The following is a 13,580-nucleotide window of genomic DNA, read 5'->3' as shown; positions in this document are numbered from 1 at the left end:
GCAAAAGCACAACTGCCAAAATTGTGAAATCCATACAATCACCTCACATTTCTTTGTTCTTCATAATCCGAATGGACAAGAAGATCGAAACCGCATACATCACGACAATAGCAAAAACCGCAAGCAAAACAAGAAGTATCGGAGAAGATTCAACGACTGAAATAATTGAGTTCCCGATAGCTGGCATTTTAGAGAGAAGAAGTAAAGTCACCAAAAAACCGGCCACTGGAATATACATAAATACTCGTCCTTTGATTGAGCCGTACTTGTAATATCCCGGAATCTGGAACACGGTATAGAGTGCAAATAAGAATACTCCTGCAATAGCGGCAGTTACAATATCAAATACGCCAACTGTTTCACCCAGCACTTTCAAGACAAGCGGCTGTGCAATCAAAGAAATAATCAAGGAAAGAAGTCCCATTGCAAGGACAAAAACATAGCGTCCGATCACAAGCTCGCTTTTACGAACAGGTAAAATACCAAACAGACGATCCATGCTGTTTTTTTCTGTAATGGAAAAGGTATATCCCGTCGTCATGGCAATAAAGCACATAGCAAATGATACCCCTGTCAGCAAAGAACGATTGATTGCGGCAAACACAATCGGCAGAAGCAGGGTAAAGCAAATCGTCTTAAAATATGGTTTTACCAATGCAATATCTAATTTTGTGGATTTCAAAATATTACTCATAATCGTCACCTTTCTTGCTTGTAAACACTACAATTTCATCAATGGTGGCAGGCTCAACGGTCAGGTTAGGGAAACCGCTAATATCTTCGGTTTTCATCAGAGCCTCAAATCCCGTAGGGAATGTACGAATACCAGCCGCCTTATTTTTCAGATCATCGGACAGTTCCTCAATTCCACCTTTTACAATGCGGAACATATCTACAAAATCATCTTTGCTGCCAGTAAAGTACAATTCGCCATAACTGATGTAGGTAATATAATCGGCTGCACGCTCCAAATCGCCTGTGATATGGGTGGAGAACAGAACACTATGCTCGCCATCTTCAATATACTCTGAAAGAATTTTCAAAAGTTCATCTCTGGAAACCGGATCAAGTCCACTGGTCGGCTCGTCGAGGATCAGCAGTTTGGCGTCGTATGAAAACGCACAGGCAAGCATTAACTTCATCTGCATACCTTTGGAAAGTTCTTTTACCTTTTTGGTTGGTGTAATGTGAAATTTCCGTAACATATCCGCAAATTTCTGGCTGTCCCAATTTGGATAAAATACCGAAATGGATTTTTCAACCTGCGACACTTTCCAATCATCACTGAAATAATTTGTATCGAAAACAACGCCCAGCTCTGATTTTACTTTTTGTTCTTCTGTGATATTATCCAGCCCCATCACCTTGACCGTGCCGCCGGTGCGCTTGAGCATATTCAAAATCAGTTTGATTGTCGTTGTTTTGCCAGAACCATTCGGGCCGATCAAGCCCATAATATATCCCTTTGGCAAAGTAAAGCTGATATTGTGAAGCTGAAAAGAATCAAAAGATTTTGAAAGATTCGTTACCTCTAAATAATTAGTCATCTGTTTTTACCTCCGTTAAAATGTCCAAAAGGCGATGTAATTCCTCTGTGGATAGATTTGCCATTCTTGCAGCTTTTATTGCTTCGGTGAGATTGTTTTCTACTTTGCAAATAAGCTGCTCCTTAATCAGTTCTGAACCAGACCCCATTACGAAACATCCGCGCCCCTGCACATTTTTAACAAAGCCCTCTTGCTCTAATTCTGTGTATGCCTTTGTCACTGTTAAGACGCTGATCTTTAAGTCTTTGGCAAGTGTTCTAAGGGAGGGCAAAGTTTCTTCGGCTTGAAGCTCGCCAGATAAAATAGCCGCCTTGATCTGCTGCTTAATCTGCTCGTATATGGGGACGCCAGATACATTTGAAATAATCAGTTTCATTGCTGCATCCTCCATGTGTTTTAACTGTTATGCTGTTGTGTATAACAGTATAACACGAGAGGCGTATCTTGTCAATATTTCAAGGGGGGACAATGATTTCCTCTGTCTATGTTTCAATATATGAATTATAAAGTTTAATCTTACTGCATATAGCAACATTCCATTGAGAAAATATGAAATATACAATGTAGATGGGTGGTGCTATATGGCAAATATCAAAGATTGTCCCGGCTTTGAAACTTTCGGCGCAGATGTAAAAGAGGCGCGGAAAGTCAAGCAGTTATCGCGTAAGACGCTGGCAGAACAGGTCAATATCGACTGGCGCTATCTTGCCAACATCGAAAATGACGGCACGATTCCCAGCCTGCCGGTTATCATACAGCTTATCAAAATCTGCGGGCTTCCCGTGGAACGGTATTTTAACCCGGAGATCATGCGGGAGGAAAGCGCACAGCGGCAGCGGGTCAGCCACAAGCTGAAACTCTGCCCGGAAGAATTTCTGCCGATCATTGAGGGCGCGATTGACGGGGCCATTCAAATTCAACAGAAGAATGACGAAACGGAGGGTGCATGACAACCCTCTGTTTTGTTTTTGGGAGGACGCAAGCTGCGCCCTCTCTTTTTTTGTGCGGTTTTCGGAAAAACCGGGATTTTGCGGGTATTTCCTTGGGGGCAGAACGCTTTTTAGGGGAAGAAGAACAAAGACAGCAAGCATAGGGAGTGTAGCCACACTCCCGGCAAACGGCTTCCCGTTTGTATCTTGGGGAAGTCCCCAAACCCCTGAATGAATGGAGGTGAGAAAGTGGCAAACCGAAAACGGAAGTTTGTGCTGCGCGTCCCGGTGACGCCGGAGGAACGGGCGCTGATCCAGCAGAAGATGGCCCAGCTTGGCACAAAGAACTTTTCCGCCTACGCCCGGAAAATGCTGATTGACGGCTATATCGTCCATATCGACACCGGCCCCGTCCGGGCGCAGACCGCAGAGCTGCAAAAGATCGGCGTCAACATCAACCAGATTGCAAGGCGTATCAACAGTACCGGGACTGTGTACGCGCAGGACTTGGAGGACATCAAGGGGGCGCTGGCACAGATATGGCAGTTACAAAGATCCATCCTATCAAGTCAACGCTGAAAAAAGCGCTGGACTATATCGAGAACCCGGACAAGACCGATGAAAAGCTGTTCGTTTCTTCCTATGGCTGTTCCTATGAAACGGCGGATATTGAATTTCAAATGCTGTTAGATCAGGCGTACCAAAAGGGCAACAATCTGGCCCACCACCTGATACAAGCCTTTGAACCGGGGGAAACCACAGCGGAGCAGGCCCATGAGATCGGGCGGCAGCTTGCCGATGAAGTGCTGCAAGGTAAATATCCCTATGTGATTACCACCCACATAGACAAGGGCCACCTGCATAACCACATCATTTTCTGCGCCGTGGATATGGCAAACCAGCGCAAGTACATTTCCAACCGCCAAAGCTACGCCTTTATCCGGCGCACCAGTGACCGGCTGTGCAAGGAACACGGTCTGTCTGTGGTAAAGCCCGGCAAGGACAAAGGCAAGACCTACGCCGAGTGGGACGCACAGAAAAAGGGTAAGAGCTGGAAAGCAAAACTGAAAATCGCCATTGACGCGGCCATCCCGCAGGCCAAAGACTTTGACGGTTTTCTGCGGCTCATAGAGGCGCAGGGCTATGAAGTCAAACGGGGCAAGTTTATTTCATTCCGCGCCCCCGGACAGGAACGCTTCACCCGCTGCAAGACCTTGGGGGAGGATTACACCGAGGAACGGATCACCCAGCGAATCAAGGGCATTGCCATTGACCGGGGGCCGCGCAGAAGAAGCGCCGGGGAAATCTCCCTGCGGATTGCCTTGGAGGACAGTATCAAGACCCAGCAGTCGGCGGGCTATGCGCGGTGGGCAAAGCTGCACAACTTGAAGCAGGCCGCCAATTCCTTAAACTTCATCACAGAACACCAGATCGACAGCTACGAGGGTTTGGAAAGCAGGCTGGCCGAGATCAGCGCGGCAAACGACGCGGCGGCCTCCGCCCTGAAAGACGCAGAACGCCGCCTTGGGGATATGGCGCTGCTGATAAAAAACCTCTCCGCCTACAAGCAGCTCCGGCCTGTGGCGCTGGAACTGCGAAATGCCAAAGACAAGACCGCGTTCCGGCGGCAGCATGAAAGCCAACTGATCTTGTATGAGGCGGCGGCAAAGGCGCTCAAAGAGGCCGGGATCACAAAGCTCCCCAATCTGTACGCCCTCAAAACCGAGTATAAAAAGCTGGACACAGAACGGGAACGGCTATCCGCACAGTACAGCGAAGCGAAACAGAAATTGAAAGAATACGGCATTGTCAAACAGAATGTAGACAGCATTTTGCGGACAGTGCCGGGAAAGGAGCATACGCAGGAACGATGAACATACCGAGAATGAGTTACCCCCAATACCGCAAGGCCCGCAGGCTCACCCATGAGTGCTGCAACTACTGTAACGGAAACTGCCTCCTGCTGGACGATGGGGAGGAATGTGTCTGTGTGCAGAGTATTTCCTATTCGCTGCTGTGCCGGTGGTTCAAGGTGGCCGTCCTGCCGCTGGACGCGGCCCTGTGCGCCGAGATCACCAAAGGCCGGGACGAGATCAAACGCTGCGCCGTCTGCGGGGCGGCGTTTACGCCAAACTCCAACCGGGCCAAATACTGCCCGGATTGCGCGGTACAGGTACGCCGGAAGAAAGAGGCCCAACGCCAGCGGAAAAGATACCTCCTGTCTACGCATTTAGGGCGGTAAAAGTCCACGGAAATCAAGGGTTTTTCCGCATGGTCGGCAGGCAGGTGGATAAAGTTATCCTGTTCCCCTCAAAACGGGGTTCTAAATGCGGGAAAATGGACAAAAAAGAAGCGCCGGACGCAGAGGCTTTGACACCTCAGCGCCCGGCGTTTTTTCAGCCTATTAACTGATCTACATAGGTAATCAGGGGATGCAGTTGTTTCAGGCGAAACATCTCAAATAACTTATCTGAACTTACCCATTGAACATCTACAACTTCTGTTTCCTGTAAACGCATTTCTTCAATCTTTATATCCCTATGAAACAGCCAAACATCGTAAAAATCCTGCACATTTTCCCGTCTGGTCTGATAAATCAATTTTTCACTTCCGGGAGTAAGCAGTATTCCTAATTCTTCTTTTACCTCTCGGATTGCTCCTTGCAAGCTGGTTTCCCCGGAAAATACAGAACCACCCGTACATTCCCAATAAAGAGGGTATTGCTTTTTCGGATGCCGCTGTGATAAAAGATACTGCCCCTGCTGGTTGACGATCCATACACTCACAGATAAATGATACAGCCCTTTGGGTATGATTTCTCCACGGCACATTGTTATTCCAGACTTTTCCCGTTTTGCATTATATAAATCCCATTTTTCCATTTTCATACCTCTTTGTGTGGGATCGGTGCTTGCCGAAAATCAAGTAAGTAAATATCCGCAATCCTTTCTATTTCTGTACGCTGATCTGCGGAATACTTATCATAAATCCCACCTGCTAACATACGGGCTGCCTTTGCGCTTTTAATTGCTGGAAGCACATCATCAAACACAATACAGTGTTCAGGTGCAACCCCTAATTTTCTTGCGGCCAATTCAAAGACATCCGAATATTCTTTTCCCCGCTGAACCTCATCTGTTGAACATAGAGCGTCAAATAATTCTAAAATAGAATTGTTCTTTAAGCATGGAATATAGAGCTTTTCCGGCAACCCCGTAGCAACTGCAAGTTTTATTCCATGTTCTTTTAAGCGCAGAAGATAATCAAGGGCATGGGGCAGCAGACCGACATGGTTACTGTATTCCTCGACCGCCATATTATTCCATTCCTCAATAATTCCCTCTACCGTTTCCTGCAATCCAAAAAGATCAATGGTATATTGTGCGGCTTCCTCAAAACTCCTTGCACATATTTCAGTTACATAATTTTCCGGGACGGGAAGATTTCTCTTTTTCAAAAACTGAATATCTATATGCTCCCATACATCCATTGAATCCAGAATTGTTCCATCTAAATCAAAGATTGCCGCATTAAAATCCATGTTTCTTTTCCTTTCCGCAAAATAAATCTTTCAGTTCCGCAGCAGCAGCTTTTATATCAGACTGCGCTATGATGGCAGATACAACAGCCAGCCCGTCAATTCCCATGGGCTTGAAACGCCCTGCATTTCCCTTATTGATACCGCCAATAACAACTATCGGCAAAGAAACGGCTGCGCGGATTTTCTGTAATTCTTCCATTGATACAGAATCAGCGTCGGTTTTAGTTCCAGTAGGGAACATTGCGCCAACTCCCAAATAATCTGCACCATCCTGTTGTGCCTGTATTGCTTCTGCAATGGAAGATGCAGATACTCCCAACAGCATATTTTCCCCAATTACTTTGCGGACGGCAGCCGCAGGTAAATCATGCTGTCCAATATGTACCCCCGTAGCCTGCACAGCCATTGCAATATCTATCCGGTCGTTTATGATAAGGGGAATATGGTATTTATCCGTAACCTGTTTCACGGCAACAGCCTGATTGTAAAATTCTAATGAGGACAATTCTTTTTCTCGGAGTTGTATCATTGTGCAGCCTCCTAAAATTGCCTGTTCTACCGCTTCTGTCAGGCTATCGCAGCTCATTAGTTGACGATCAGTAACAAGATAAAGTGTATAATCAAAGTTCATTTTGCACCTGCCTATTCTTTAGATAAACCATGCTGATACAATTCGTAGAAATGGTGCGTCGGGCCACAGCCTTTTCCAATCGCAAGAGAGTGTTCGATTGCCATTGTGACATAAGCCTTTGCAGATTCGACTGCAAGCGGAACACTTTTTCCCTTTGCAAGCTGGGAAGCGATTGCAGAAGAAAAGGTACAGCCTGTCCCATGAGTATTTTTCGTATCAATGCGGGATGTTTCAAAATGGTAGAAATTTTCTCCATCAAATAGGACATCAACAGCATTTCCTATATGATGTCCACCCTTGACAACAATCGCCTTACAACCCATGGCATATATTTTTCTTGCGGCAGCCTCCATATCTGAAACTGTGGAAATCTGCATATCCGCTATTTTCTCTGCCTCTGGAATATTCGGAGTAAGTACATCGGCCAGTGGAATTACTGTGTCTATCAAGGTGGAAACCGCCGTAGGATTCATCAATGGGCAGCCATTTTTGGCATACATAACCGGGTCGATTACGACATTTTGGGGCTTATATTGTAATAGTTTCTTTGCCACCGCTTTCATACATTCTGGTGTAGAAAGCATACCGATTTTTACTGCGTCCACTTCAATATCTTCAAATACGGCGTCAATCTGTTTTTCAATCATATCCGGGGTAATATCTTGGATGTCGATAACACGGCTGGTGTTCTCTGCAACAACAGAAACAATAACACTCATTCCAAATACACCGTGAGCAGAAAAAGTTTTCAAATCAGCCTGAATACCTGCACCTCCGCTGCAATCTGATCCGGCAATGGACAATACTTTTTTCATTTTGCATTTTCCTCCATTCTCTCGTTCCGATAGGCCATCTTCCAAAAAGCAAGCTCTAACAAACTTGCTTTTTCAAAAATATCAGCCAGATACTTTTTATTTGCTACTGATAACCCGGCACATTTATGCTCTGCAAAAGCAGACCATTCTTTGCAGCTTTCTGCATATTGTTCATCCGCATAATCTTTGATAAAGTCCCAATATCTTGACTGTCTGCTTGTAGGAACAGCCGCCAATTTGCGGAATATATAGCTGTAACTTAGCATACAGGGAAGAACCGCCATTAAAATTTCTTCATTCTTTCCATGTGACGCAATCTCAAACATGAAATCAATGTAATTTTGATTTTCAGGCAAAGGGGCGATCAGTTCAATATCATCATCTGTTATGCAAAATTGCTTTAGATAATCCAGCCGCACTTCCGATTCCGTATCATTTACAAAGTTCAGCATGGAGTAGTAAAGCTGAATTTCTCTTAATGTAGCAGCATGAAAAATTGCCTTTCCGTATATGCGGGCATAGTTTTTCAGATAGATACTATCCTGAATCATATATCTCTTGAATTTTTCAAGAGGTAGCTTTCCAGTTTGCACTTCCTGCACAAATGGGGTAGCTGCACATTCTTCCCAAATGGGGATGTTGTGGGTTAAGATGTCTTTCATAAATGCCATGTTTGATCCTCCTAAGATAAAAAAATAGAGCCTCTAAAACAATTAGAAGCTCTTTCAGACGCAATACGAGCGTAAGAAATTGCTTCCCTACGCCGGTATTAGCCGACAGGTCCAGAGGTCAGGTCTTACCTTTTTCAACTTGTTCAGTTCCCTCGCAAACACATATCATATCTTATTCAATTAAAAAAGGACATTCCCAAAACAGAGAATGTCCAAAAAATACGAATCTGTATTCTTCAGCTCCCTGCGTTGGTATTAGCCAACAGGTTCAAAGGGTCAGGTTTTAACCTTCTCAACTACAAGGTAGTCCCCCTGCTTGAGTATTATTATAGTTAAGAAGTCCCCAAAAGTCAAGTCTACGCATTTAGGGCGATAAAAGTCCACGGAAATCAAGGGTTTTTCCGCATGGTCGGCAGGCAGGTGGATAAAGTTATCCTGTTCCCCTCAAAACGGGGTTCTAAATGCGGAAAAATGGACAAAAAAGAAGCGCCGGACGCAGAGGCTTTGACACCTCCGCGCCCGGCGTTTTGCTTATTCGTCTGTGAAGTGGAACCGCTGCGCCGCAAAGTCGGCGTCACTCATGGTGTCCAACTTATCGGCGGTCTGGCAGGCCAGCGCTGCCATTTCCTTGTCCATGTCCGGCAAAGCTGCCCGGAGATTTGCCGCCGTCCTGCGGCGGTCGGCGTTGTGGTACAGACAGATCAGGTTTTCTTCTTCCACGGTGAAATACATTCCTCATACCTCCATTTCTTTTGATTTTTCCCGCGCCGGGGGCTTCTTTTTCTGCTCCTCCTTGGCGGCGGCAAGCTGCGCCCGGATGGACGGCTTCTTTTGTTTCTGCGTTGTCTTTTGGGTCTGCTTGGGCTTTTTGGCCTCCGCCTTGGTTGCCTCGGTCACATCCAAAAGGGAAATCTGTTCCCCGGCTTTTGCCCTTGCTTCCAGTTCCTCCATAGACGGGGCGTTGTTCATCATGCCGTCGATCATGTTGTAGTTCTGCTCGGTGGACATTTCCGCCGTCTTGATATGGCTTTCTGGCTGGGCGGGGATGGCAAAGGCTCTTGTGCCGTTTGCCATAATAAGATACCTGCCGTCCTCCGACTGGTGGTGGAATCCATACCCGGCGGCCTCCATCTGTTCCCGGCTCCTGTCGGTCAGATAGAAACGGCCTCTCGGCGTCTGGATTTGTTCGCCGGTCATGCACTCGTCCGGCGTGAGCTGCTTTTCCGGCTGGGCGAAAAACTCCGGCACCTGCCGGTAGTCGGCCCCCTCGTCCACATAGTAGGCGGTCTGTTTTCCATCCTGCCGGAACACCACAATATCCCCCATCGAGAGGGAATGTCCCTTGTAATCGGCGGGATGTTCCATGTTGAAGCGGCGGTAAATCTCGTCCAGTGTGATGTCCTTGTCCAGCGGCGCGGAGTAGATAAGCTGGTAATTCTTCCTGTCCACCGAAAGCCCATCCGCCTGCAATTCCTCATAGGAACGATAGCGGAAGTCGCGCCCCTCCGGGCCGGGCGGCACTTGGTAGATGGAAAAGTTGGGCTGCGCCGGGGCCTCATAGTCAGAGGCAACATATTCCTCCACCGTCAGCCCGGCAGTGGCGGCCTCCTGTTCCAGCTCTGCCTCGATCTGTTTTTTGTAGTCCTGCAAGCTCTGGTCGAAGTCGGCAAGCTGCGGCGGCTCCGGCAAGTGGTACTGGCCCTGATTGAGAAGCGGGCGGCACTCTTTTACATAGTCCAAAACCGCGTTGAAATAAGCGGTCTGTTCCGGCGTCAGGGTTTCCCCGGATCGCAGGGGACGCCGGGCCTCCTGCTCCATAGTGGCCAGATTGCAATGCAGCTCCATATATGGGACGAACTCATGCAGCAGCATATCCCGCTGGGCCTTGTCCGCCTCCCATGCCTCCGGCCCCTCATGGTGCAGCACATGGTTTTTCCAGCTTTCATCCTGTGCGTAGTATTCGTGATAGCCCCGGATATGCTGGATCAGGGAACCGTCCCCGTCGCCAAAGTCCTGCCGTCCCTCGTAGCTGTCCGGCTGGCCCTGCATGGTAAAATCAATGCGGAACTTGGTCTTGTCGTACCAATGGCCCGTATAGCCCGGCTGCTCCCGTTCATGGCGTCTGGCGCTGTCCAGCTCCTTAAAAACGGCCTCGGCTTCATGCAGCGGCATTTGCTGGCCGTCTTTCAGATGGGGGCTTTCACTCCAAAGGATCGTGACAACTGGCTCCGCTGCCGGATTCTGGGCGATCTGCCGCTTGGCGTTTGCAACGGCAATCTCACTTTCGATCTCGCTTTTCACAAAGGAATCCATCTGGCCCTTTTGCAGCTCATAGCCCTGTTCACACAGGCGGTTGATAAGCCCGATTACCTTGTCGTTATCGCCCACGGCCTCGGCATAGGCCACGATCAACTGCCGTTCCTCGCTGCCCAAACGCGGGGCGTTTTTCTCTGCCAGTTCAATCAGAGCGGCAGCCCGGTCAGCCGGGGACGCCTCCGGCATGAACGGCTTTCCATTCAAAAGGCCGTCGATCCCATTCCACGCCTGCGGCTGGGGAATGGCGTTGGCCTGTTCGGTTGCTTCCAGAAAATCATCCAGCCCGTCGCCGGTCAGGGGTTCTATTGTCCCAGCCGGTCGCTCATGGATGGCAAGGATTTCTTTTCCGGCTTCCGCAAGGGACAGGTCGGGATTGTCAAGCTGGCCTCCGTCCAGTTCTTTGTAGTCGGGACCGTACAGCGTGTAATCGTAGCCGGTTTCTGATGTCTGGATATACAGATATTCGCCGCTTTCCAGACGGTAGGCGGCCTCCTGCGGGGCTTTGGCCTGTTCCAGCGTTCCATCCCCGGCAATGGTAAAGCCCTGCGCCTGCGCCGCCTCCTTGGTTCCCTGCGACACTTCGCCGGTGGATTTCAAATCCGCTTCAATCAGGGTTTGCAGCATGGCTTTTACGCTGGCGGTCATTTCCTGCTGTTGCTCCGGGGGCAGCTTGGAAAATACGCTGTCCGGGTCTGGCTGCTCGGCGGCCTGTTCTAACGGCGCGGCCTGCGGCTGCTCCTGCTGGGCCTGCCGTTCTTTCTGAAGCTGGGCAAGGTGGCCGTCAATGGTGGTAATCAGTTCATGGGCGGTGGCCCGGATGGTTTCAAGGGAGGCTTTCAGCTCTTTCAAGTCCTTACCTGAACTCCAACCGGCCACATAGCCAAAGGAATAGTCGGAGGTGTCCAGCCCGTAGTGCTGGCAGACGGCATAGGCCACGCTTTCGGCCTGCACCTCGCGGGTGCGGCTGTCGGGGCGATCGGCCTGCTCTATGGCCGGGGCTTCCGGGTCGATGGCGTGGAGCTTGGAATGGGCGATCTCATGGATGGCCGTCTTTAGGGTCTGTAATTCGCTCATGCCCTCCTGAATGGCGATCCGCTTTTCCGTCAGGTGGTAGTAGCCGTGGGAACCGCCCGGAATGTCCTCAAAACCAATGGGAACCGGGGAGGTCTGTTCCAGCGCCTTGAAAAATTCCCCGTAGCGTTCCACGCTGCCGGTCAGTTCTTCCACGCCGATAGAGGGCAGCGGTTCCCCTTCGGTCTGGCTCACATCAAAGACAGAAACAATCTTAAAGGCCGGAACCTGTATTTCCTGTACTTCGGTAACAGGCTTTCCGTCTTTTCCCATCACCGGCCTGCCCTGTGCGTCCAGCTTTTGCACTTCCTTTTTCGCCTTGAATGGGGCCGGGGCCAGTATCTTGATGGCCTTTTCGCCTTTCTTTACATTGCGGTGAAAATCGTCCCGCCACTTGTTGTAGCCCGCCACAAGCTGTCCGCCCTGCATGGCGATCAGGAGGGTGTTGTTGAAGCTGTAACTGTGGAACTTGGACATGGTGGTGAGATAGGCTTTGTAGCGTTCACTCTCGAAAAGCTCCTGTATGCCGGTTTCCAGCCGGTCGGTGATCTCTTTCATGCGCTCGGCGCTGTTCTGGCCGTTTAAGAGAATGGGGGTGACAGGCTGCGGGGCCTTTGCGGGAGCTGCCGCCTCCGGCTGCACCTTGCTTTCCTCTCGCAGAATTTCCGGCGCAGGATAGGCCATCACCCGGTATTGTTCCGGCACTGGCTGGCCCTCATGGACGCGCTGCCATTCGTCGCTGGTTCGCAGGATATAGCCGTAATCGGTAAAGGTTCCCTGTTCCTCGTTGGCGATAAAACTTCCCAGCCGGTCGGTGTCAATGGCCGGTTTCCACGGGTCGGGAACGACAAACAGCCCGGAATCATTCAGATAATATTCCCCCAGACTGCGGTTGTCTTTAGCGTTGATTAAGACAAAACAATCGGTGTTTTCGGCGTAGTCCAAAAGCTGCCCGATGGTCTGCATTTTCGCCGGGGACTGCATGGCGGCGTTCAGCTCCGCCAGCTCCACGGCGTCCAGCCTTTGAAGCTGGGCGGCAAGGAAGTTCAGTTCGTCCACACTGGCGGCCTTGATTAAATCCTCCGGCAGTTCCAGCGGTTTTCCCTCCGGGGCAGAAAAGCCGCCAATGAACAAGTCCTGCTGGTTGTCGGCGGTGATGTGGATTTCCTTTAGGGCTTCCTGCACCTGTTCGGCGGAAGTCGGCAGGGAAAGCCAGTACCCATGCGCCCCGCCATTCTGCGCTTCGGCGCGGTTATCAAGAAAAATAGAAAATACTTCGTTCACGGGTTCCCTCCTTTCTGGGGTGGCTGCGGTCTGCTGCGGCTGCGCGGTTTCTTCCTGTGCGGGAAGCTCTGCGGCTTTTGCCGGTTCCTCCCCCTCGATGGTGTAGCCGGGGAGCAGGCAGCCGTTGACCTTGAAATAGTCAGCGTATTCCTTGGGGATGGCCGGGGAAATTTCGGTAAAGTAATGTTCGTGGGCTTTGATCCGGCCATTCAGGTACTTGTCCAGTTCTTCCCGGCTGGCAAAGACTTTCCGATCCTGTCCGGCGATCTTGGCCTGCCGGTAGCTGCCCGGCGCGTTAGTGCGGAGGCTCCAGCGGAGTGTCCACGAGTAGGGGACGGATTTTTGGGCGGCGCTGTCATACCGGGTATTCTCGGAAATGGAGTAATCCATCTGGTAAACCATGTTGCTGCGGATATGGCGGTATTCGTCCGGGGCCTCCCACTGGTTTGCAGTGTGGGTGACGGGAAGCGTCCGGGCATATTCAAGGGCTTTGTCCAGAAACAGGGTTCTTCCGGCCTGTTCCTCCCATGCGGCGGCCTGTTCTTTCAGGCGGTCAAACACTTCCTGTTCTGCGGCGGCGCTTTCCGCCCGCAGGGAAAGAAGCTCCGCAAGGGGTAGCTTTACCGCTTCGGAAAGATCGGCCTTGCCGCTTTCAAAGTAAATCCGGCGCTCGATCCGCATGGTGCTGGCCGGTTCTAAATCGTCATGGTCGTAGGAGCTGTAAGACATTTCGGTTTCACATCCTTTCTATGGTGGTGATCTGATACAAGGGGTT

Annotated in this window: 14 protein-coding genes and 2 riboswitches; of the genes, 4 read left to right on the top strand and 10 right to left on the bottom strand. The window is 49.9% G+C overall.

Features of this window, described 5'->3' with window-relative positions; genetic code table 11:
- Positions 1 to 43: 43 nt before the first annotated feature.
- Genes KSZ58_RS01420 through KSZ58_RS01410 form a run of 3 tightly spaced genes read right to left on the bottom strand, consistent with a single transcriptional unit; the run spans position 44 to position 1,923 of the window.
- A complete protein-coding gene (locus tag KSZ58_RS01420; RefSeq protein ID WP_217752586.1) occupies positions 44 to 694 on the bottom strand; it encodes an ABC-2 transporter permease in 651 nt (216 codons plus the stop codon).
- On the bottom strand, positions 687 to 1,547 hold the full coding sequence (locus KSZ58_RS01415) for an ABC transporter ATP-binding protein (RefSeq protein WP_217752585.1): 861 nt from the start codon (positions 1,545 to 1,547) through the stop codon (positions 687 to 689). Before KSZ58_RS01415 ends, KSZ58_RS01420 begins: the two co-directional genes overlap by 8 nt.
- Positions 1,540 to 1,923 carry a GntR family transcriptional regulator gene (locus tag KSZ58_RS01410; RefSeq protein WP_002578893.1) on the bottom strand — a complete coding sequence of 128 codons (384 nt, stop codon included), beginning with the start codon at positions 1,921 to 1,923 and terminating at the stop codon, positions 1,540 to 1,542. Before KSZ58_RS01410 ends, KSZ58_RS01415 begins: the two co-directional genes overlap by 8 nt.
- 205 nt (positions 1,924 to 2,128) lie before the next feature.
- On the opposite strand from KSZ58_RS01410, the gene KSZ58_RS01405 reads away from it, so the two are divergent.
- The 4 genes from KSZ58_RS01405 (at position 2,129) to KSZ58_RS01390 (ending at position 4,718) form a co-directional block, all read left to right on the top strand.
- On the top strand, positions 2,129 to 2,497 hold the full coding sequence (locus KSZ58_RS01405; RefSeq protein WP_004070797.1) for a helix-turn-helix transcriptional regulator: 369 nt from the start codon (positions 2,129 to 2,131) through the stop codon (positions 2,495 to 2,497).
- A 228-nt stretch (positions 2,498 to 2,725) separates the two neighbouring features.
- On the top strand, positions 2,726 to 3,055 hold the full coding sequence (mobC, locus tag KSZ58_RS01400; protein ID WP_002566656.1) for a plasmid mobilization relaxosome protein MobC: 330 nt from the start codon (positions 2,726 to 2,728) through the stop codon (positions 3,053 to 3,055).
- Positions 3,016 to 4,350 (top strand): relaxase/mobilization nuclease domain-containing protein, encoded by a 1,335-nt coding sequence (locus tag KSZ58_RS01395; protein ID WP_217752584.1) that lies wholly within the window; start codon positions 3,016 to 3,018, stop codon positions 4,348 to 4,350. Before mobC ends, KSZ58_RS01395 begins: the two co-directional genes overlap by 40 nt.
- Positions 4,347 to 4,718, top strand: coding sequence for a cysteine-rich VLP domain-containing protein (locus KSZ58_RS01390; RefSeq protein ID WP_217752583.1), 372 nt, complete (start codon positions 4,347 to 4,349; stop codon positions 4,716 to 4,718). Before KSZ58_RS01395 ends, KSZ58_RS01390 begins: the two co-directional genes overlap by 4 nt.
- 154 nt (positions 4,719 to 4,872) lie before the next feature.
- Here KSZ58_RS01390 and KSZ58_RS01385 read toward each other — a convergent pair whose 3' ends face one another.
- The 7 genes from KSZ58_RS01385 to KSZ58_RS01355 all read right to left on the bottom strand — a co-directional run bounded on the left by KSZ58_RS01385 (position 4,873) and on the right by KSZ58_RS01355 (position 13,534).
- Complete coding sequence (locus tag KSZ58_RS01385; RefSeq protein ID WP_233104350.1) at positions 4,873 to 5,358, bottom strand: NUDIX domain-containing protein; 486 nt, start codon at positions 5,356 to 5,358, stop codon at positions 4,873 to 4,875.
- Between the two features lie 2 nt (positions 5,359 to 5,360).
- Entirely contained in the window at positions 5,361 to 6,017 is a 657-nt protein-coding gene (locus KSZ58_RS01380) for an HAD family phosphatase (protein WP_005361145.1), read from the bottom strand.
- Positions 6,007 to 6,648, bottom strand: a complete 642-nt coding sequence (thiE, locus tag KSZ58_RS01375; protein WP_118761183.1) for a thiamine phosphate synthase — start codon at positions 6,646 to 6,648, stop codon at positions 6,007 to 6,009. The genes KSZ58_RS01380 and thiE overlap by 11 nt, the downstream gene beginning before the upstream one ends.
- 11 nt (positions 6,649 to 6,659) lie before the next feature.
- Positions 6,660 to 7,463: a bifunctional hydroxymethylpyrimidine kinase/phosphomethylpyrimidine kinase gene (thiD, locus tag KSZ58_RS01370; protein WP_004611583.1), complete on the bottom strand. Its 804-nt coding sequence runs from the start codon at positions 7,461 to 7,463 to the stop codon at positions 6,660 to 6,662.
- A complete protein-coding gene (locus tag KSZ58_RS01365) occupies positions 7,460 to 8,134 on the bottom strand; it encodes a TenA family protein (protein WP_112115377.1) in 675 nt (224 codons plus the stop codon). The genes thiD and KSZ58_RS01365 overlap by 4 nt, the downstream gene beginning before the upstream one ends.
- A gap of 66 nt (positions 8,135 to 8,200) precedes the next feature.
- Positions 8,201 to 8,298: riboswitch (TPP riboswitch) on the bottom strand.
- Positions 8,299 to 8,358: 60 nt separating this feature from the next.
- Positions 8,359 to 8,458, bottom strand: a riboswitch (TPP riboswitch).
- A 207-nt stretch (positions 8,459 to 8,665) separates the two neighbouring features.
- The gene (locus tag KSZ58_RS01360) at positions 8,666 to 8,866 is read right to left on the bottom strand and encodes a transposon-transfer assisting family protein (RefSeq protein WP_112115376.1); all 201 of its coding nucleotides are present in this window, start codon (positions 8,864 to 8,866) and stop codon (positions 8,666 to 8,668) included.
- Between the two features lie 3 nt (positions 8,867 to 8,869).
- Positions 8,870 to 13,534: an LPD25 domain-containing protein gene (locus KSZ58_RS01355; RefSeq protein WP_217752582.1), complete on the bottom strand. Its 4,665-nt coding sequence runs from the start codon at positions 13,532 to 13,534 to the stop codon at positions 8,870 to 8,872.
- Positions 13,535 to 13,580: the final 46 nt, after the last annotated feature.

It is taken from the genome of Erysipelatoclostridium sp. DFI.2.3, from assembly GCF_019132535.1.
In the GTDB taxonomy this organism is placed as follows: domain Bacteria; phylum Bacillota_I; class Bacilli_A; order Erysipelotrichales; family Erysipelotrichaceae; genus Clostridium_AQ; species Clostridium_AQ innocuum.
The sequence above is the reverse complement of the archived record's forward strand: the minus strand, read 5'-3'. Positions and strand labels throughout refer to the sequence as shown.

Bases quoted from the DNA above. Each gene is read 5' to 3' on its own strand.
- KSZ58_RS01405 (WP_004070797.1), top strand. From the start codon at position 2,129: ATGGCAAATATCAAAGATTGTCCCGGCTTTGAAACTTTCGGCGCAGAT.
- KSZ58_RS01355 (WP_217752582.1), bottom strand. From the start codon at position 13,534: ATGTCTTACAGCTCCTACGACCATGACGATTTAGAACCGGCCAGCACC.
- thiD (WP_004611583.1), bottom strand. From the start codon at position 7,463: ATGAAAAAAGTATTGTCCATTGCCGGATCAGATTGCAGCGGAGGTGCA.
- KSZ58_RS01395 (WP_217752584.1), top strand. From the start codon at position 3,016: ATGGCAGTTACAAAGATCCATCCTATCAAGTCAACGCTGAAAAAAGCG.
- KSZ58_RS01420 (WP_217752586.1), bottom strand. From the start codon at position 694: ATGAGTAATATTTTGAAATCCACAAAATTAGATATTGCATTGGTAAAA.
- KSZ58_RS01390 (WP_217752583.1), top strand. From the start codon at position 4,347: ATGAACATACCGAGAATGAGTTACCCCCAATACCGCAAGGCCCGCAGG.
- KSZ58_RS01410 (WP_002578893.1), bottom strand. From the start codon at position 1,923: ATGAAACTGATTATTTCAAATGTATCTGGCGTCCCCATATACGAGCAG.
- KSZ58_RS01385 (WP_233104350.1), bottom strand. From the start codon at position 5,358: ATGGAAAAATGGGATTTATATAATGCAAAACGGGAAAAGTCTGGAATA.
- KSZ58_RS01365 (WP_112115377.1), bottom strand. From the start codon at position 8,134: ATGGCATTTATGAAAGACATCTTAACCCACAACATCCCCATTTGGGAA.
- KSZ58_RS01380 (WP_005361145.1), bottom strand. From the start codon at position 6,017: ATGGATTTTAATGCGGCAATCTTTGATTTAGATGGAACAATTCTGGAT.
- KSZ58_RS01360 (WP_112115376.1), bottom strand. From the start codon at position 8,866: ATGTATTTCACCGTGGAAGAAGAAAACCTGATCTGTCTGTACCACAAC.
- thiE (WP_118761183.1), bottom strand. From the start codon at position 6,648: ATGAACTTTGATTATACACTTTATCTTGTTACTGATCGTCAACTAATG.
- KSZ58_RS01415 (WP_217752585.1), bottom strand. From the start codon at position 1,547: ATGACTAATTATTTAGAGGTAACGAATCTTTCAAAATCTTTTGATTCT.